The sequence below is a fragment of the Streptomyces sp. NPDC040622 genome, from assembly GCF_055593965.1.
The window spans coordinates 67,307-84,665 of record NZ_JBVIXD010000013.1 but is presented as its reverse complement, the minus strand read 5'-3'; the positions used below and the strand labels follow the sequence as shown (position 1 = coordinate 84,665).

The window sequence follows — 17,359 nt, the reverse complement described above, 5'->3', positions numbered from 1 at the left end:
CGCATCGGCGAAGCGCCCCGGCGGTCGATTACCGCCGCTCTTCACACCCGCCGTCCCCCGTGCCCCCGATTTTCCCTCTTCCCTTTTACGATCGGTCACGTCAGGAGCCGGATATCAGGCTCGCGGGACGCAGATCCGTCCAGTTCCGCTCTACGTAGGCCAGGGAATCGGCCCGTGAACTCGCCTCTTGCACGACGGTCCAGCCGGGCGGGACATCGAGGCCGGCGGGCCAGAGCGTGTGCTGATTCTCGTCGTTCACGAGCACCAGATATTCCGCACCATCATCTTCGAATGGATTACTGGCCATTTACCTTAAACCCTCCGGAAATCCTAAAGAATCCCATTGTGTCCGCAGGAATCATTGCGCGGAGGATCTAATTCCATCAAGGATTTGTGACATGGATCACATGTCGGTAAGGGTGCAGAGGGTGTGATTTGACCGAATTCCGATGGTGGTCTTTTCGGGCGGCCCGCCGAGAGCGCTCTCCATCGGCCCGCCCGGCCCGGCTCCTGCACTTTGCAATTTGCCGGTCCGAGTCAACGCCTCGGCCCGATACGGACGCGATACGGACCCGATGCGGACCCTTCGTAAACACCGGTCAGGCGGAGCTGCGGCGCTTCGCCGTCGTCTTCTTCGCCGCGGTCTTCTTCTGCGTAGCGGCCTTCTTGGCCGCCGTCTTGCGCCCGGTCGCCTTCGCCGCGGCACCGCCGGTCGACTTGCCGGCCGAAGCACCCGGCGCCCGCCCCGCCGCCCCGGTACCCGACTTCGCCGAAGAGGCCTTGGCGGCCGTCGACTTCGCGTCCGCCGACGACTTCGTCGCCCTCTTCCCTGCGGGGGCGGCCTTCTTCTTCGTCGCGGACGACGTCGATTTCTTGCCACCCACCTGTTTGGGCGTCGTGCGGGCCGACTTGCGCGAGATCGGGGTGACTTCGGCGTCCTTGCCCGCGCGCCCACGCCCGTTCCCGCCCCCGCCGCCCGGCGCTTCCTCGCCCCGCGCCGCGCGGACGCTGTTCTCCAGCGCGGCCATCAGGTCGATGACCTTGCCGCCCTCCTCATCGGCCGGTGCCGGCTCCGCCGGGGCCTTCCCGTCCGCCTTCGCGGCGATGAGCTCCTCGACCGCCGCGCGGTAGTCGTCGTGGAGCGTGGCGATGTCGACCTCGCCGAGCGTGTCCATCAGTGCGTCCGCCAGGTCGAGTTCGGCGTCGCGCACCGTGACCTTCGCGTCCGGGGCCACCCCGTCGGACGAGCGGATCTCGTCCGGCCAGAGCAGCCCGTGCATGGCGATCACGTCGTCGACCGCGCGCAGCATGCCGAGCCGCTCCCGGCCCCGGAGCGCGAACTTCGCGACGGCCACCTTCTCGCTCCGCCGCAACGCCTCGCGCAGCAGCGTGTACGGCTTGGCGGCGGGGACGCCGTTCGCCTCCAGGTAGTACGCGGTGTCCATCTGGAGCGGGTCCACCTGGTCCGCGGGCACGAAGGCGACGATCTCGATCGTCTTGGCGGTGGGGACGGGCAGCGCGGCCAGGTCCTCGTCGGTGATCGGGACGATCGAGCCGTCGGCGTCCTCGTACCCCTTGCCGATCTCCGCCGTGGGCACCTCCTCGTCCTCCAGCTCGCACACCTTGCGGTAGCGGATGCGGCCGCCGTCCTCGGTGTGGATCTGGCGGAAGGAGACCGCGTGGTTCTCGGTGGCGTTCACGACCTTGATCGGGATGCTGACCAGGCCGAAGGAGATCGCGCCGTTCCAGATGGATCGCACGTCCGACACCTCACGGGGGGGGGCTGGGAGCGGGAGGACGGGGGCGGGAGGACGGGGGGTGGGAGGACGGGGGCGGGAGGAAAGAGATCGGGAGGGTCGAGGCTGGGGGGGGAATTCGGATAGCTCGCGGATCTTGTGGCGCTATGGGCGTTTCATGGGACTCTCATCGTATGACGCCGATCACAGACGTGGAGGGGCGACGGCTCACGCTCAGCAACCTGGAGAAGGTCCTCTATCCCGCGAGCGGCTTCACCAAGGGCGAGGTGCTGCACTACTACGCCACCACGGCCGACGCCCTCCTCCCACACCTCCGCGACCGGCCCGTCTCCTTCCTGCGCTACCCGGACGGGCCGGAGGGCCAGCAGTTCTTCACCAAGAACGTGCCGCCCGGAACACCCGACTGGGTGCACACCGCCGAGGTGCCCCGCTCCGAGGGGGACGTGCGCCAGCTCCTCGTCCAGGACCTGCCGTCGCTGATGTGGGCGGCCAACCTCGTCACCGAGTTCCACACGCCCCAGTGGCGGGCCGCCGCCCCGGGGCGGGCCGACCGCCTGGTGCTCGACCTGGACCCCGGCCCGCCGGCCACCGTCGTGGACTGCTGCCGGGCCGCGCTCGCGCTGCGGGAGCGACTGCGGGCCGACGGCTTCTCCGTGTACGCCAAGACATCCGGCAGCAAGGGGCTGCATCTGCTCGTACCGCTGGAGCCGACCCCCTCCGAGCAGGTCACCGCGTACGCCAAGGAGCTGGCCGTGGCGGCCGGGCGCGAGCTGCCCGACCTCGTGGTGCACCGCATGACGCGGAGCCTGCGCCCGGGGAAGGTCTTCGTCGACTTCAGCCAGAACGCCGCCGCGAAGACCACCGCCACGCCCTACACCCTGCGGGCCCGCCCCGAGCCGACCGTCTCCACGCCGGTGACCTGGACCGAGGTCGAGGAGTGCGACGAGCCGGGGCTGCTCGCCTTCACCGCCAACGACATCGCGGCCCGGCTGCGGCGCCACGGCGATCTGCTCGCGCCCCTCTTCGACCCGGACCGCGCACGCCCGCTGCCCGCGAGCACGTGACCCGGACCCCGCACCCCGGACCTCGTAACCCGGATCACATCTAATCAAGTTTGACTAGCAAGGGTTCGTGGCATACCTTCTCCATCAGTAGTCAAACTTGATGAGACCACCCGCAGAGGAGACCGCGTGACCCTTCTTCCCGAGACCGGATACGTCCCGACCGCCGAGGACCGCGCGAGCCTGGACGCCTGGTTCGCCGCGTACGACGGCCACAGCGCCGAGCGCGACATCGAGCGCATGGCCGACCTGGCCGTCTTCCCGCTCAACCTGGTCAGCGACGACTCCGCGGGCGACGGGCGGGCGACGCAGTGGGACCGGGAGCAGTTCGTGCGGACGATGACGCACGTGATGGGGGAAGGGAGCGAGGACATCACCTTCGAGTCCACGCGCACACCCGTCTTCCTCTCCCCCGCGATGGCCGTCGTCTTCACCGACTCGGTGATGACGGCGAACGGCGGGACGCAACAACTGCGCTACGCCGACATCCTGATCAGGCGCGGCGGATCCTGGGCCTTCCAGACCATGATCCAGGGCGGCTGGGGGGACAACCTCTGACCGGGTGAGCCCCGGCCCGGGCCCGCCGCCCCGCCCGGGGTGGCGGGCTCAGACGCGCGTCCAGGTGTGGCGGTCCCTGGCCAGCGCGTGCAAGGCCTCCACATCGGCCGGTTTCAGCACCCCGCCGAGGCGGGCGAGGCCCGGCAGGTCCGCCTCGCGCAGCACCCGTACGTCACGGGGCGGCGCCGCCACGTCCAGATCGGCGGCGCCGGTGCCGGCCAGCACCAGGACGGGACGGACCTCGGCCGTCAGCGCGAAGGAGGCGCGGCCCGCGTCGGAGCGGACCGTGCGCAGCAGCGGGACGGGGCCGGCGCGGCCGACGGTGACCATCGGGTCGGCGATGCGCACCCGTTGCCTGCGGACGGGGACGGTCGCCACGCAGAACAGGCCACCGGGACCGATCAGCAGATGGTGGATGCGGGCGCCGCCCGGCAGCGGGACGGAGTGCAGTACCCGCCAGCCCGCGCCCTCGAGCGCGTCGAGGGTCGTGCCGACCGCCTGCTCGGCGGCGAACGCGCGGTGCCGGGCGTCGGCGCGCAGCCTGCGGGCGGGCACCGGGTCGCGGTCGAGCGAGATCACCAGGGCCTCGCCGGGGCGGTTGGGGGCGAGGTCGTCGTCGGGGTGGAGGGCGAGGCGGGCGAGCTCGGCCGGGGTCGGGACCGGCGGCGGGCCCACCGTCACCTGACCGGTCAGGAAGGGGCCGAGAACGTCCAGGACGTCCTCCTCGCGGTCCTCGCTGAGCAGGTTGACGCGGGAGGAGTCGCGGTCGTACCAGGCGACGTTCCTGCCGTCCGCGAGACAGACGTACAACCGCTCCTGACCGTGCCGCCAGGCCGGTACGACGCGCAGTCCTGTCATGCGCCACCACCCCCTCGACCATGGGAACAGCCCGCACGCTCCCGCGGCAAGAAGCCGGCCCCGGCGGGCGGAAGTTGGGTCGTCTTTGCGCCGGATCCGACCGGTCCGGGAGCGGCGTCCCCCCGGTTCCGTAACGGCACTGCCCGCACAGCTATGGCCCGCTGTTACATAGACGACGAACCGCCGCAATAGCGGACATCTAACTTCGTAGCTGTCCACCCCCGATCCCGCCGGAGCGATCAGCCGGAGCGACCAGCCGACCGAAGGTAAGGAACGTCCCGTGAGCACCAACCGCCGCCACACCCTCCTCCGTACCGCCGCCGTCTCCACCCTCGTCGGCGGGGTGCTGCTCATACCGGCCGCGGGCGCGTTCGCCGACTCACCGGCTCCGGAGCGCACGGCGTCCCAGGGAGAGCCTTCGACGCCGGACGGGACACCCGCCCAGAAGCCGACCGACGAGCCGACGCGGCAGCCCGGGTCCAAGAGCGACGTCTTCGAGGTCACCCTCGGCAACGGCGCGAAGGCGAAGGTCCAGAACCGCGGCGGCTCGTTCGTGGCGACGGTGTCCCTCAAGGGCAAGGAGATCGCGACCCTCTCCGCCACCCACCCCACCGTCACCCGGGGCGGCGTGAAGTACGAGCTGTACCCCTCCAACGGGCACATCGGCATCGCGTACCCGAACGGCAAGGGCGACACGAACGACCAGGGCGCCGAGAACCACGGCGGGCGGGACCAGAAGGTGACCCCGCAGCCGCGCCCCCACGGCGACAAGACCGTCACCCCCAGGGGCGGCGTCAAGGCCGGTGCCGAGAACGTGCGGGACGCCGGCGACCCCGCGTTCCTGGTGGCGGGCGGCGGCATGGCCGCGGCCGGCGCCGCGGGCCTCGGCTTCGCGATGATGCGCCGCGGCCGCACCGACGCCTGACCCCGGCCCCCCTGACCCCGCACCCCCCGTCCCCCTCTCCCGGCCGCCGGACGGCCCCCTCCGTCCGGCGGCCACACGCCTGCCGTCCCCCTCTCCCCCACAGGAGTTCCCCGTGACCACTCCCACCGGCTTCGAGCCCGGCACCCCCGACGAGGTGCGGGCCCCCGACCGGCAGCGCCGCCGCACCGCCCGCATCGCGGCCGCCGCGGCCCTGACGGTGGCCCTCGGCATCGGCCTGATCGCCTGCGGCCAGGGCGGCAAGGGCGACCCGGCCCCCGACGTCAAGGTGCACAACGCGGCCACGGCCCAGGCCAAGCAGGCGGGCGCGCCGCTGAAGCCGTCCAAGCCGACCGGCCTGCGGATCCCCGCCGCGGGCGTCGACGCGAAGTCGATGCTCGGCCTGAAGGTGGGGGCGGACCAGGAGTTGGAGGTGCCGCCCGCGGACAAGGCGGACGAGCCCGGCTGGTGGACCGGCGGGGTCACGCCCGGCGAGAAGGGCGCGGCCGTGGTCGTCGCGCACTACGACACGGCGAACGGCCCCGCGCTGATGAAGAACGTGGCGAAGGTCGGGGTGGGTGACACCATCGAGGTGCCGCGCGCGGACGGCAGCACGGCGACCTTCACGGTGCGGGAGATCCAGCAGGTCGACAAGAAGGACTTCCCCACCAATAAGGTGTACGGGACGACCGACCGACCCGAGTTGCGCCTGCTGACCTGCGGCGGGCCCATCGTGGACGGTCATCGCTCCGACAACATCATTCTCTACGCCGACCTGGTGTCGTAACAGCAGGCCTGGTGTGACGACAGGCCGCGCCCCGCGGCAGGCAGGAGTGCAGTGAACCGCAGCCGGCTCGCGCCCGCCGCCTTCGCCGTGCTCGCGGTGCTCGGCGTCCTCGGCGTGAGCGGTTGCGGTGATCCCGGCGGGCTGCGGGGCGCCGGCGCGACGCCGACCGCCGAGGGCCCCACGCACCTCTGGCCCGACCTGCCGTCCCCCTCGGCGCCCGCCGAGGACTACGGCGCCATAGAGAGCGTCAAGGTCGAGGGCGTGAAAGTGCCCGGGGGCGACCTGCGCAAGGTGGACCCGGCCGACGTCGTGCGCGCGGACTTCACCGAGAACCCCGGCACGTACGAGCGCTCCGACTCCGCGTACAAGAAGACCGTCGAACGGCTGGGGGACTGCGCCGAGGACAACTCGGGCGAGCAGGGCCGCTGCCCGGTCCTCAAGGCGTACTACCGCGATCTGACCGGCGACGGCAGGGACGACCTGATCGTCGGCGTCTCCACGCCCGACGACAACCTCGACATCCGCGTCTACGCCGAGGAGGACCGGCAGCTCACCCAGATCATGGAGATGAGCGACGCCGTGCTCGGCGTGGAGCTGGCCGGGCGCGACCTGATCATCCGCGCCATCTCCAGCCTCGCGGGGTACGAGTACCACACGGTCTGGTCCTGGGACGCGCACCAGAAGGCGATGCTGCCCACCCGCGACGAGATCGTCCGCTCGCCGAACGCGCCCCGGCCCACCTCGCCCCGGCCGTCGCCCGCGCGGCCCTCCGGCACCGCCACGCCGTCGCGGAGCGCCACGCCGTCCGAGAGCGTCTCCCCCTCCGCGGGCGGCGGCCGATGAGCCGCCGTCCGTCGCGCGGGCCGCGGCTGCCCGCCTGGACGGCCAGCCTCACCTGGAAGGCCGCCGTCTTCATCACCGTCATGTGCTGCGCGCTCGCCGCGCTGCTCGGCGCGCTCGTGCACGTCTCGGTGACCAACCAGACCGTGGGCCAGGCCCGCGAACGCGCCCTCTCCCACCTCAAGGAGGTCACCGGACGGTACGAGGCGGGCGACCGGCTCGGGCCGGGCGCGGGCGTCGACCCGGCGGGCCTGCCCGGGCGGCTGCGCGAGCTCGCGGTGAGCGGGCAGCGCGGCACGATGGTCGCCGCCCACGAGTCCCGGCCGACGATGTGGGCCGCCGGGCCCGCCGACGGGGACCGCGCCATCGCCGTCCAGGTCGACTACGCGCAGGGCGCCCGCACCATCGACGGACTCGACCGGGCGATCCTCGGCTCCTCGGTGCTCGCGATCGGCGCGACGCTGCTGGTCGGCGCGTTCGCCGTGACGCGGGTGACCCGGCGGCTGCACCAGACGGCGCAGGTGGCGCGGCGGATCAGCGCGGGCGACCTGGACGCGCGCGTCAAGGACCCGCACGCGGCACCGAACGCCGAGGGGCTCACCCGCCACCAGGACGAGGTGGCCGCGGTCGCCGGGGCCCTGGACACCATGGCGTCGACGCTGCAGGGCAAGCTCCTGAGCGAGCAGCGGTTCACCGCGGACGTGGCGCACGAGCTGCGCACCCCGCTGACCGGGCTGCACGCGGCGGCCGAGCTGCTGCCGCCGGGCCGGCCGACCGAGCTGGTGCGCGACCGGGTGGCCGCGCTGCGCACCCTGACCGAGGACCTCCTGGAGATCTCCCGGCTCGACGCGAAGAGCGAGCGGGTGGACCTGGACGCCCATCGGCTCGCTCCACTGGCGGAGCGGGTGGTGCGCTCTTCGGGTGAGGGCACGGAGCTCGTCGTCGTGCGCGACGTGTGCGTGGAGACGGACCGGCGGCGCCTGGAGCGGGTGCTCGGCAATCTCGTCGCCAACGCCTACAAGCACGGGCGGCCGCCGGTCCTGGTGACCGTCGACGGTCCTGCCGTCGTTGTGCGGGACCACGGCGACGGCTACCCCGACTACCTCGTGGAGCACGGGCCGCAGCGGTTCCGTACGGAGGGCACGACCAAGGGGCACGGGCTCGGTCTGACGATCGCGCTCGGCCAGGCGGCGGTGCTGGGCGCGCGGCTGACGTTCTCGAACGCGCCGGACGGCGGCGCGGTGGCGACGCTGCGGCTGCCGTTCGAGGAGTCGGCCGACCGCGCCGACGGGGACGAACCGGGCGCGTCGCGCGGCTCCGCGTGAGCTTGTGCGGGTGCAGGGCGTCGCTTTTAGTGTGAATTGCGGCTTCCGGCTCCTGTCGGGGCCGCCCGTTCCCTTCGCTAGAGGAGGCCCCATGTCCCTGCGGACCACCGCCATCCGACTCGGCATACTCGCCGCCGGCGGCGCCCTCACCGCGCTCACCGCCGCCGGTCCTGCCGTCGCCCTGGACGACGCCAACAACCACCCGCCCGTCTACAAGGGCCGCGTCACCGCCAAGTCCGGGCTCCTGCTCCGCGACGCCCCCACCCGCGGCAGCCGCGTGATCCGCAGCGAGCCCTACGGCAAGGTCGTCACGATCTACTGCAAGACCACCGGCGACCGCGTGGGCCACAACAACATCTGGTACCTGCTCACCGACGGGACCTGGGCCTGGGGCGCCGCGTACTACATCGCCAACATCGGGCCCGCGCCGCGCTGGTGCTGACGCCCGCCAGGACCATCTGGCCGACATAGTCGACATAGCCTGATTTCGGGCCGATTGCTTGCTACGTTCCCGGCATGGCCGGAACAAGGACGGGCGCCGCACCCCCCGCGGTCCCCGCTGTCCGTCTCCCCCGGCGCCGCGGCACCGAACTGGCCCTCCTCGTCGTCGCCGTCCTGCTCTGCGTGTACGGATACTGCGACGTCGGCCTCGCCAAGAACGGCACCGTCCCGCCCGGCGCCGCCGGTTACGGCGCCGGGCTCGGTGTGCTCGCGCTCCTCGCGCACCTCGCCGTCCGCTTCCGCGCCCCGTACGCCGACCCGCTGCTGCTGCCCATCGCGGTGCTCCTCAACGGCCTGGGCCTGGTGCTCATCTACCGGCTCGACCTGGAGACCCCGCACGACGAGGCCGCGCCCACCCAGCTGGTCTGGTCGACGATCGGCGTGGGCCTGTTCATCGCCGCCGTCCTCTTCCTGCGCGACCACCGCGTCCTGCAGCGCTACGCGTACCTCTCCGTCGTCGCCGCGCTGGTCCTGATGGTCGTGCCGATCTTCTTCCCCGCCGTGAACGGCGCCCGGATCTGGATCAGGATCGGCGGCTTCTCCATCCAGCCCGGCGAGTTCGCCAAGATCCTGCTCGCCGTCTTCTTCGCCAGCTACCTGGCGGCCAACCGCAACGCCCTCGCCTTCACCGGACGCACCGTCTGGCGGTTCAAGCGCCTCCAACTGCCCACCGGCCGGGTGCTCGGCCCCATCGTCGCGATCTGGCTGCTGAGCGTCGGAGTCCTCGTCCTGGAGCGCGACCTCGGGACCTCGCTGCTCTTCTTCGGGCTCTTCGTGATCCTGCTGTACGTCGCCACGGGCCGCACCGGCTGGATCGCGGTCGGCCTGCTGCTGGCCGCGCTCGGCGCGTTCGCGGTCGGCTCGCTCGAACCGCACGTGCACGGCCGCGTGGAGGACTGGCTGCACCCCTTCGCCTCCATCGACGCGGGACAGGGCCCCAATCAACTCGCCCAGTCGCTCTTCGCGTTCGCGGCCGGCGGCATGCTCGGCACCGGGCTCGGGCTCGGCCACTCCATCCTCATCGGATTCGCCGCGAAGTCCGACTTCATCCTCGCGACGGCCGGCGAGGAGCTGGGCCTCACGGGCCTCTGCGCGATCTTCCTGCTCTACGCCCTGCTGGTCGAGCGCGGCTTCCGCGCCGGGCTCGCGCTGCGCGACGCCTTCGGGCGGCTGCTCGCCATCGGGCTCTCCTCGATCGTCGCGCTGCAGGTCTTCGTCATCGCGGGCGGCGTCACCGGACTCATCCCGCTCACCGGCATGGCGATGCCGTTCCTCGCGCAGGGCGGTTCGTCGGTCGTCACCAACTGGATCATCGTGGCGCTGCTGATCCGGGTCAGCGACTCGGCCCGCAGCCAGCCCGTCGGCAGGGAGGCCCCGTGACCAGGTACATCCGCCACGCCGCCGCCTTCTGCGCGCTGCTGCTCGTCGCCCTGCTCGTCAACGCCACCCGCGTCCAGGTCGTGCAGGCGGGCCGCTTCGACGACAACTCCGCCAACCGCAGGGGCGCCATCATCCGCTTCGGCCAGCCGCGCGGCGACATCCTGGTCGACGGGCGGCCCGTCACGGGGTCCAAGGACACCGGCGAGCAGCTCCGCTACGAACGGACGTACACGAACGGGCCGTTGTACGCCCCGGTGACCGGCTTCGCCTCGCAGGTGTACGGCACGACCTTCCTGGAGAGCGCCGAGGACGACCTCCTCTCCGGCACCGACCCGATGCTCGCCCCGCTCCCCCTGTGGAACGACATCACGCGGGCGCAGAACCCCGGCGGCCGGGTCGAGACGACCATCAAGGCGGCGGTGCAGCGGGCCGCGTACGCGGGCCTCGGCGGCAAGCGGGGCGCGGTCGCCGCGGTCGAGCCGTCCACCGGGAAGATCCTCGCACTGGTCAGCGCCCCCTCGTACGATCCCGAGCGGCTCTCGGGGACGCGCCGCTCGGTCGCCGACTCCTGGGCGGAGCTGAACGGCGGCCCGAGCAAGCCGATGCTGAACCGGGCGATCCGTCAGACCTATCCGCCCGGTTCGACGTTCAAGGTGGTGACGGCCGCGGCGGCGCTCGACGCGGGCACGGTGACGGACCTGGACGCGCCGACCAGGTCCCCGAACCCGTACACGCTGCCCGGCACCAGCACCCAGCTGACCAACAAGGTGGACGGCTGCACGAACGCGTCGCTGCGCTACGCCTTCCAGTGGTCGTGCAACACCGTCTTCGCCAAGCTCGGCGCCGACACGGGCCTCGGCCCGATGCTCGGCACGGCGCAGAACTTCGGCTTCAACGACAGCGGGCTGAAGATCCCCTCATCCGTCGCGGCCAGCAACTTCGACACCTCGATGGACCGGGCGCAGCTCGCGCTCTCCGCCATCGGCCAGTACGACACCCGGGCGACGCCGCTGCAGATGGCGATGGTCTCGGCGGCCGTGGCGAACGGCGGCTCGGTCAAGTCGCCGCACCTGGTGGAGCGTACGACCACCGACGACGGCGACGTCATCGACACCACCGGTTCGAAGTCCCTGCACCAGGCGATGAACCCGGCGACGGCGATGCAGCTGCGCGAGATGATGACGCAGGTCGTCGAGGAGGGCACCGGCACGAACGCGGCGATCCCCGACGTGACGGTCGGCGGCAAGACCGGCACCGCCCAGCACGGCATCGACAACTCCGGCACGCCGTACGCCTGGTTCGTCTCCTGGGCGCAGGCCGCCGACGCGGGCGAGCCGGAGGTGGCGGTCGCGGTGGTCGTCGAGGACGCGTCGGCCGACCGGGGCGACATCAGCGGCGGCGGCAGCGCGGCCCCGATCGCCAAGGCGGTGATGGAGGCGGCGCTGGCGTCCTGAGCACGGTCGGACCGGTTGGGAGGATCGGACCGGTTCGGAAGGTCGGACCGGTCCGGCGGGTCAGACCGACTCGCCGGACGCGATCGCGTCCGAGACCTCCGCCACGCGCGCGTGCTCCTCGGCCGCGAAACGCTCCGCGTCCAGCCTCTCGGCGACCTCCTCGTCCTCGGCCATGAGCTGGTCGAGATTGGCGTTGCCCATCTCGAAGACGCCCATGTCGACGTACGCCTGCTGCAGGCGCTTGCCCCACAGGCCGATGTCCTTGACGCACGGCACGATCCGGGAGAACAGCAACTGCCGGAAGAGCGCGAGGAATTCGGACTGCTCGCTGTACTCCTCGGCCTGCGCCTTGGGGATGCCGAAGTTCTCCAGGACCTCGACGCCGCGCAGCCGGTCGCGCATCAGGTAGCAGCCCTCGATGACGAACTCCTCGCGTTCGCGCAGTTCCGCGTCCGTGAGCTGCTTGTAGTAGTCGCGCAGCGCCATCCTGCCGAAGGCCACGTGCCGGGCCTCGTCCTGCATGACGTAGGCGAGGATCTGCTTGGGCAGCGGCTTGTCCGTGGTGTCGCGGATCATGCCGAACGCGGCGAGCGCGAGGCCCTCGATGAGGACCTGCATGCCGAGGTAGGGCATGTCCCAGCGCGCGTCGCGCAGGGTGTCGCCGAGGAGCGACTGGAGGTTGTCGTTGATCGGGTACAGCATCCCGATCTTCTCGTGCAGGAAGCGGCCGTAGATCTCCGCGTGCCGCGCCTCGTCCATGGTCTGCGTCGCGGAGTAGAACTTCGCGTCCAGGTCGGGGACCGACTCGACGATGCGGGCCGCGCAGACCATCGCGCCCTGCTCGCCGTGGAGGAACTGGCTGAACTGCCAGGAGGTGTAGTGCTTGCGCAGCTCCCCCTTGTCCTTCTCGGTCATCTTCGCCCAGTGCGGCGTGCCGTAGAGCGACATCGACTCGTCGGGGGTGCCCAGGGGGTCGAGCGGGTCGACCTCCAGGTCCCAGTCGATGCGCCTCGCGCCGTCCCACTGCTTGTCCTTGCCCTTCTGGTAGAGAGCAAGGAGGCGGTCGCGCCCTTCGTCGTACTCCCAGCTGAAGCGGGCCGAACTGGCCGACGGAACTTGCCAGTTGAGCCCAGCCGGCGGACTGGTGTAAAGCTCGTGCGTCGCCATGACGGCAGGCTCACACGCTACTGGACAAGGGGTCAACAAGTCGTGCGCAAGGGATTGACGGCCTTGCTGACAAGCAGTCTCATAAGACCTGACCGCCGGTAACCCGCGACAAGGCAGGAACAGTCATGACGACCGTGACGGAAGACGTTTCGCTCGAGGGCCTGCGGGACGCGCTCGGACTCCTCAAGGACCGCGAGCAGGTCGCCGCCCGGCTCCTGGAGTCCTCAGCCAAGCACTCCTTCGACCCCGACAAGGAACTCGACTGGGACGCCCCGGTCGAGGCGGGCAAGTGGTTCTGGCCGCCGGAGCTCGTCTCCCTCTACGACACCCCGCTGTGGAGGCGGATGTCCGAGGAGCAGCGCCAGGACCTCGCCCGGCACGAGGCCGCGTCCCTCGCCTCGCTCGGCATCTGGTTCGAGATCATCCTGATGCAGCTGCTGGTGCGGCACATCTACGACAAGTCGGTGACCAGCTCCCACGTGCGGTACGCGCTGACCGAGATAGCCGACGAGTGCCGGCACTCGATGATGTTCGCGCGGATGATCGAGAAGGGCGGCGCGCCGACGTACCCGGTCACGCGCCTCAACCACAACCTCGCCCGCATCCTGAAGACGGTCTCCACCACCCCCGGCTCGTTCGCCTGCACGCTGCTCGGCGAGGAGATCCTCGACTGGATGCAGCGCCTCACCTTCCCCGACGAGCGCGTCCAGACGCTGGTGCGCGGCGTCACCCGCATCCACGTCGTCGAGGAGGCCCGCCACGTGCGGTACGCCCGCGAGGAGTTGCGGCGCCAGATGGTGACCGCGCCCCGCTGGGAGCGCGAGCTCACCCGCCTCAGCTGCGGCGAGGCCGCCCGCGTCTTCTCCCTCGCCTTCGTGAACCCCGAGGTCTACACGAACGTCGGCCTGGACCGCCGCGAGGCCGTCGCCCAGGTGAAGGCGAGCGGCCACCGCCGCGAGGTCATGCAGACGGGCGCGAAGCGGTTGACCGACTTCCTGGACGACATCGGTGTGCTGCGCGGCGCAGGCCGACGGCTCTGGCGGTCCTCGGGGCTGCTGGCCTAGTTGTCCGGCCGCGGGCCGGGCTGTGGCTGATCGCGCAGTTCCTCGCGCCCCTCACCGGCCGCGTCCCGAGTTACGCTGCGAGGCATGACCTCGCCCGCCACGACCCCCGCCTACCGCCGCCTGAGCGTCGAAGCGCGGCGGCGGCAGTTGCTCGACTCCGCGCTGACCCTCTTCGCGCACCGCGCGCCCGAGGAGGTCAACCTCGACGACGTGGCGGAGGCGGCCGGGGTCTCGCGACCGCTCGTCTACCGCTACTTCCCCGGCGGGAAGCAGCAGCTGTACGAGGCCGCGCTGCGCTCCGCCGCCGACGACCTGGAGCAGTGCTTCGCCGAGCCGCCGGACGGGCCGCTCACGCGGCGGCTCTCCCGCGCCCTCGACCGGTACCTCGCCTTCGTCGACCAGCACGACACGGGCTTCAGCGCGCTGCTGCAGGGCGGCAGCGTGGTGGAGACCTCGCGGACGACCGCCATAGTGGACGGCGTGCGCAGGGCCGCCGCCGAGCACATCCTCAGCCACCTGGACGTGCCGAAGCCGGGACCGCGGCTGCGGATGACCGTACGGATGTGGATCACCGCGGTCGAGGCGGCCTCGCTGATCTGGCTCGACGAGGACAAGCAGCCGCCGCTCGACGAGCTGCGCGACATGCTCGTGGAGCAGTTCATGGCGGTGCTCGTGGCGACCGCGGGGCGCGACCCGCAGACCGCGCAGGTCGTGCGGTGGGCGCTGACCCTGGAGACACCGGAAGGCCCCGTCGGCGACCTCGCGCGCCACGTGCTGCCCGTGGTGGCCGACGCGGCCCACCTGCTCTGACGCCCGCCGTGTGACACCGCGGTGTGACACTGGGGGCGTGAAGAGCGAAGAGACCCCCTTCGTGGGTGGCCCCCTGGACGGCCGGGTGCTCCCGGTGCTGCTCGGGCCGACCGGACACCCGCCGAAGGTGTACCGCGTGCCCGTCCCGGACGACGCGGGCGGCCCGCCGACCGTCCTGGTGTACCGGCGGGTGGCCGCCGAGAGTGGCCGACGGCTCTCGCTCACCCCGAAGTGGCGCTACGAGTTCGACGCCGGCGGCGACCGTGGCGGCGGCCTGAAGTGGCCGTGGTCCAAGCCCTCGGGCGCGGGACCCGCCGCGTAGCCGACGTCCAGGGTGGCGCGCCGTCGCACCCTGGACGAGTGACCCCATTGCGCCAACCGCACACCGCCCGCAGGCGGGCGCCGCGGGCCCGGACGATGCTCGCGGTGCGTGACGGAGGGACCGTCGCGCACCGGAGGTGATGAAGTGTCAGGAAGGTTGCTGCGGTGGGTCTGTACCGGTGCCGTCGTCGGCGCTCTGGTCACGTCCGCGCCCGGGGCGCACGCGGCGCCCGAGCCCGCACCGGGCCCCGGGCAGCGCCCCGTCTCCGAGCTCCTGTCCGACCTCCAGCGGCGCTACCAGGCGGCCGAGGAGGCCGCGGAGACGTACAAGGCGACCGCGGAGAAGCTCAGGAAGCACCGTGCCACAGCCGCCGGCCTGGACCGGAAGCTGGCGAAGGCGCGCGCCTCGGTGCGCGAGGGCCGGGGTGCCGCGGGGCGCTTCGCCCGGCAGCAGTACCAGGGCACCAGTGAGCTCTCCCCGTACATGCGCCTGCTGCTGGCCCGCGACCCGCAGCGCGCCCTCGACCAGGGCCACGTCATCGGGCGGGTGGCCGCGGGCCGGGCCGCCACCGTGGAGCGGCTGGCCGGCGGCGAGAAGAAGGCGTCCGAGCTCGCGGGCGAGGCGCGCAAGGCCCTGGCCACCGACGTCGCGCTCGCCGCGCGGCAGCGGAAGCAGCGGGACACGGCCGACGCCGGGCTCAAAGAGATCGAGGAGTTGCTCTCCTCGCTCACCGTGGACCAGCTGATCGCGCTGCGCCGGGCGGAGGAGTCCGGCACCGCGCAGTCGCAGCGGCGGTTCATGGCGTCCGGCGCGCTCGGCGGCAGCCCCGCCACCCGGCCGCCCTCGCGGCAGGGCAACACCGCCCTGGACTACGCGGTCCGGCAGATCGGGCGGCCCTACAAGTGGGGCGCCGAAGGACCGGACTCGTTCGACTGCTCGGGGCTGACCTCGCAGGCCTGGGCGCGGGCGGGCCGGAAGATCCCGCGGACCAGCCAGGAGCAGTGGGCGGAGCTGCGCCGCATCCCGCTGTCCAAGCTGCGCCCCGGCGACCTCGTCGTCTACTTCCCCAAGGCCACGCACGTGGCGATCTACCTGGGGGACGGCAAGGTCGTCCAGGCGCCGCGGCCCGGCGCCCGCGTCAAGGTCTCCCCGATCGCGGCGAACCCGGTCCTCGGCGCCGTGCGGCCCGACCCGGGGGGCCGGGCCATGCCCGGCTACACCCCGCCGAAGCTGCCCGCGGGCGCGTCCACGGGCAGCGACCTCGGCCACCGGGGCGCTCAGGCGCCGGGCGCGAGGGACTCCAGGTAGGCGGCGGCCTTCTCCGGGTCGTAGAAGAAGTTCTCGAAGTCGGCCGGGTCGTCGAAGCCGTTGGCGAACCGGTCGGCGACGGGCTGGAGCTGTCCCGCCGCGCCCAGGATGTTCAGGACGTGCTCCGGCGGGGCGCCCAGCATCGCGTTGGTCCACTTGGTGACCCACTGCGCGGTGTCCCAGTAGCGGTCGAACGCCGACTGCATCCAGGCCTCGTCGAAGGGCTTGTCGCCGTGCTCGACGATGGAGGAGATGTACGAGGCGGCGCACTTGGACGCCGAGTTGGAGCCCTGTCCGGTGATCGGGTCGTTGGCGACGACGACGTCGGCGACGCCGAGCACCAGACCGCCGCCGGGCAGCCGCCCGATGGGCTTGCGCACGGTGGGGGCGTACCGGCCGGCCAGCGTGCCGCCCGCGTCGGTCAGTTCGACCTTCGTGGCGCGCGCGTACTCCCAGGGCAGGAACTTCTCCAGGAGCTCCAGCGTCAGCGCCAGGTGCTCCGAGGGGTCCTTGACGCCCTGGAAGACGTCGAGCGGGCCGCCGGGGACGCCCTCCCAGAAGAGGATGTCCGCACGGCCCGAGGTGGTGAGCGTCGGCATGACGAAGAGCTCGCCGACACCGGGCACGAGGTTGCAGCGCACCGCGTCGAACTCGGGGTGCTCGGGGCGCGGGCCGAGGCCGTGGACGTACGCCACCGCGAGGGCGCGCTGCGGCTCCGCGTACGGGGAGCGGGACGCGTCGCGCTCGAACATCGAGACGAGCTCGCCCTTGCCCGCGGAGACCAGGACCAGGTCGTAGGTGCGCGAGAAGTAGTCGAGGTCGCCGACCGCCGCACCGTGGATGACCAGCTGGCCGCCGCGCTGCGCGAACGTCTCCATCCAGCCCGCCATCTTCACGCGCTGGTCGACGGACTGCGCGTACCCGTCGAGCTTGCCGGCCCAGTCGATGACGCGGGACGAGTCCGGCCCGGCCACCGAGACGCCGACGCCCTCGATCCTGGGGGCCTGCGACTCCCAGAAGTTGGCCTGGATGTCGCGCTCGTGCTGGAGCGCCGTGTGGAACATGCACTGCGTGGACATGACCCGGCCCGACCGGATCTCGTCCGCCGTGCGGTTGGACATCAGGGTGACCTCGTACCCCTGCGTCTGGAGTCCGAGGGCGATCTGGAGCCCGGACTGGCCGGCTCCGACGACAAGTATCTTGCGCATGGGGGCACTTCTCCTACGTACGTTCTCAAGGACTGAA

Annotated in this window: 18 protein-coding genes; 13 read left to right on the top strand and 5 right to left on the bottom strand. The window is 71.9% G+C overall.

What is annotated here, in order from left to right; translation table 11 throughout:
• Nucleotides 1-100 precede the first annotated feature (100 nt).
• Nucleotides 101-307 (bottom strand): MbtH family protein, encoded by a 207-nt coding sequence (locus ACZ592_RS33275; RefSeq protein WP_471585415.1) that lies wholly within the window; start codon nt 305-307, stop codon nt 101-103.
• Nucleotides 308-599: 292 nt separating this feature from the next.
• The gene (gene ku / locus ACZ592_RS33270) at nt 600-1,760 is read right to left on the bottom strand and encodes a non-homologous end joining protein Ku (protein WP_471585414.1); all 1,161 of its coding nucleotides are present in this window, start codon (nt 1,758-1,760) and stop codon (nt 600-602) included.
• Between the two features lie 170 nt (nt 1,761-1,930).
• Between ku and ligD the strand changes: the two genes are divergently transcribed.
• Together ligD and ACZ592_RS33260 are read left to right on the top strand one after the other, a co-directional pair.
• On the top strand, nt 1,931-2,821 hold the full coding sequence (gene ligD / locus ACZ592_RS33265; protein ID WP_471585413.1) for a non-homologous end-joining DNA ligase: 891 nt from the start codon (nt 1,931-1,933) through the stop codon (nt 2,819-2,821).
• 126 nt (nt 2,822-2,947) lie between these two features.
• On the top strand, nt 2,948-3,376 hold the full coding sequence (locus ACZ592_RS33260; RefSeq protein ID WP_471585412.1) for a nuclear transport factor 2 family protein: 429 nt from the start codon (nt 2,948-2,950) through the stop codon (nt 3,374-3,376).
• A 48-nt stretch (nt 3,377-3,424) separates the two neighbouring features.
• Here ACZ592_RS33260 and ACZ592_RS33255 read toward each other — a convergent pair whose 3' ends face one another.
• The gene (locus tag ACZ592_RS33255; RefSeq protein ID WP_471585411.1) at nt 3,425-4,234 is read right to left on the bottom strand and encodes a nuclease-related domain-containing protein; all 810 of its coding nucleotides are present in this window, start codon (nt 4,232-4,234) and stop codon (nt 3,425-3,427) included.
• A gap of 280 nt (nt 4,235-4,514) precedes the next feature.
• Between ACZ592_RS33255 and ACZ592_RS33250 the strand changes: the two genes are divergently transcribed.
• The 7 genes from ACZ592_RS33250 (at nt 4,515) to ACZ592_RS33220 (ending at nt 11,443) form a co-directional block, all read left to right on the top strand.
• Nucleotides 4,515-5,159: a hypothetical protein gene (locus tag ACZ592_RS33250; RefSeq protein ID WP_471585410.1), complete on the top strand. Its 645-nt coding sequence runs from the start codon at nt 4,515-4,517 to the stop codon at nt 5,157-5,159.
• 154 nt (nt 5,160-5,313) lie between these two features.
• Nucleotides 5,314-5,943, top strand: coding sequence for a class F sortase (locus tag ACZ592_RS33245; RefSeq protein ID WP_471585524.1), 630 nt, complete (start codon nt 5,314-5,316; stop codon nt 5,941-5,943).
• A gap of 51 nt (nt 5,944-5,994) precedes the next feature.
• The gene (locus ACZ592_RS33240; RefSeq protein ID WP_471585409.1) at nt 5,995-6,786 is read left to right on the top strand and encodes a hypothetical protein; all 792 of its coding nucleotides are present in this window, start codon (nt 5,995-5,997) and stop codon (nt 6,784-6,786) included.
• Nucleotides 6,783-8,108, top strand: a complete 1,326-nt coding sequence (locus tag ACZ592_RS33235; RefSeq protein WP_471585408.1) for an ATP-binding protein — start codon at nt 6,783-6,785, stop codon at nt 8,106-8,108. The genes ACZ592_RS33240 and ACZ592_RS33235 overlap by 4 nt, the downstream gene beginning before the upstream one ends.
• A gap of 91 nt (nt 8,109-8,199) precedes the next feature.
• Nucleotides 8,200-8,550 (top strand): SH3 domain-containing protein, encoded by a 351-nt coding sequence (locus ACZ592_RS33230; protein ID WP_471585407.1) that lies wholly within the window; start codon nt 8,200-8,202, stop codon nt 8,548-8,550.
• A 74-nt stretch (nt 8,551-8,624) separates the two neighbouring features.
• Nucleotides 8,625-9,989 carry an FtsW/RodA/SpoVE family cell cycle protein gene (locus ACZ592_RS33225; protein ID WP_471585406.1) on the top strand — a complete coding sequence of 455 codons (1,365 nt, stop codon included), beginning with the start codon at nt 8,625-8,627 and terminating at the stop codon, nt 9,987-9,989.
• The gene (locus ACZ592_RS33220; RefSeq protein WP_471585405.1) at nt 9,986-11,443 is read left to right on the top strand and encodes a peptidoglycan D,D-transpeptidase FtsI family protein; all 1,458 of its coding nucleotides are present in this window, start codon (nt 9,986-9,988) and stop codon (nt 11,441-11,443) included. Before ACZ592_RS33225 ends, ACZ592_RS33220 begins: the two co-directional genes overlap by 4 nt.
• 60 nt (nt 11,444-11,503) lie before the next feature.
• Here the strand turns inward: ACZ592_RS33220 and ACZ592_RS33215 are convergent, their stop codons facing one another.
• Complete coding sequence (locus tag ACZ592_RS33215; protein ID WP_471585404.1) at nt 11,504-12,610, bottom strand: ferritin-like domain-containing protein; 1,107 nt, start codon at nt 12,608-12,610, stop codon at nt 11,504-11,506.
• Between the two features lie 125 nt (nt 12,611-12,735).
• On the opposite strand from ACZ592_RS33215, the gene ACZ592_RS33210 reads away from it, so the two are divergent.
• The 4 genes from ACZ592_RS33210 (at nt 12,736) to ACZ592_RS33195 (ending at nt 16,114) form a co-directional block, all read left to right on the top strand.
• Nucleotides 12,736-13,674, top strand: a complete 939-nt coding sequence (locus ACZ592_RS33210; RefSeq protein ID WP_471585403.1) for an AurF N-oxygenase family protein — start codon at nt 12,736-12,738, stop codon at nt 13,672-13,674.
• An 84-nt stretch (nt 13,675-13,758) separates the two neighbouring features.
• Nucleotides 13,759-14,484, top strand: coding sequence for a TetR/AcrR family transcriptional regulator (locus tag ACZ592_RS33205; RefSeq protein ID WP_471585402.1), 726 nt, complete (start codon nt 13,759-13,761; stop codon nt 14,482-14,484).
• A gap of 37 nt (nt 14,485-14,521) precedes the next feature.
• Nucleotides 14,522-14,806, top strand: coding sequence for a hypothetical protein (locus ACZ592_RS33200; protein ID WP_471585401.1), 285 nt, complete (start codon nt 14,522-14,524; stop codon nt 14,804-14,806).
• Nucleotides 14,807-14,950: 144 nt separating this feature from the next.
• Nucleotides 14,951-16,114, top strand: a complete 1,164-nt coding sequence (locus ACZ592_RS33195; RefSeq protein ID WP_471585400.1) for a C40 family peptidase — start codon at nt 14,951-14,953, stop codon at nt 16,112-16,114.
• On the opposite strand, the gene ACZ592_RS33190 is transcribed toward ACZ592_RS33195, so the two are convergent.
• On the bottom strand, nt 16,084-17,322 hold the full coding sequence (locus ACZ592_RS33190; RefSeq protein ID WP_471585399.1) for a styrene monooxygenase/indole monooxygenase family protein: 1,239 nt from the start codon (nt 17,320-17,322) through the stop codon (nt 16,084-16,086). The genes ACZ592_RS33195 and ACZ592_RS33190 overlap by 31 nt on opposite strands.
• Nucleotides 17,323-17,359 lie beyond the last annotated feature (37 nt).

What these genes read in the sequence shown, in the direction of transcription:
- ACZ592_RS33230 (WP_471585407.1), top strand. Translation starts at nt 8,200, where the DNA reads ATGTCCCTGCGGACCACCGCCATCCGACTCGGCATACTCGCCGCCGGC.
- ACZ592_RS33225 (WP_471585406.1), top strand. Translation starts at nt 8,625, where the DNA reads ATGGCCGGAACAAGGACGGGCGCCGCACCCCCCGCGGTCCCCGCTGTC.
- ACZ592_RS33215 (WP_471585404.1), bottom strand. Translation starts at nt 12,610, where the DNA reads ATGGCGACGCACGAGCTTTACACCAGTCCGCCGGCTGGGCTCAACTGG.
- ligD (WP_471585413.1), top strand. Translation starts at nt 1,931, where the DNA reads ATGACGCCGATCACAGACGTGGAGGGGCGACGGCTCACGCTCAGCAAC.
- ACZ592_RS33235 (WP_471585408.1), top strand. Translation starts at nt 6,783, where the DNA reads ATGAGCCGCCGTCCGTCGCGCGGGCCGCGGCTGCCCGCCTGGACGGCC.
- ACZ592_RS33205 (WP_471585402.1), top strand. Translation starts at nt 13,759, where the DNA reads ATGACCTCGCCCGCCACGACCCCCGCCTACCGCCGCCTGAGCGTCGAA.
- ACZ592_RS33275 (WP_471585415.1), bottom strand. Translation starts at nt 307, where the DNA reads ATGGCCAGTAATCCATTCGAAGATGATGGTGCGGAATATCTGGTGCTC.
- ACZ592_RS33190 (WP_471585399.1), bottom strand. Translation starts at nt 17,322, where the DNA reads ATGCGCAAGATACTTGTCGTCGGAGCCGGCCAGTCCGGGCTCCAGATC.
- ACZ592_RS33210 (WP_471585403.1), top strand. Translation starts at nt 12,736, where the DNA reads ATGACGACCGTGACGGAAGACGTTTCGCTCGAGGGCCTGCGGGACGCG.
- ACZ592_RS33255 (WP_471585411.1), bottom strand. Translation starts at nt 4,234, where the DNA reads ATGACAGGACTGCGCGTCGTACCGGCCTGGCGGCACGGTCAGGAGCGG.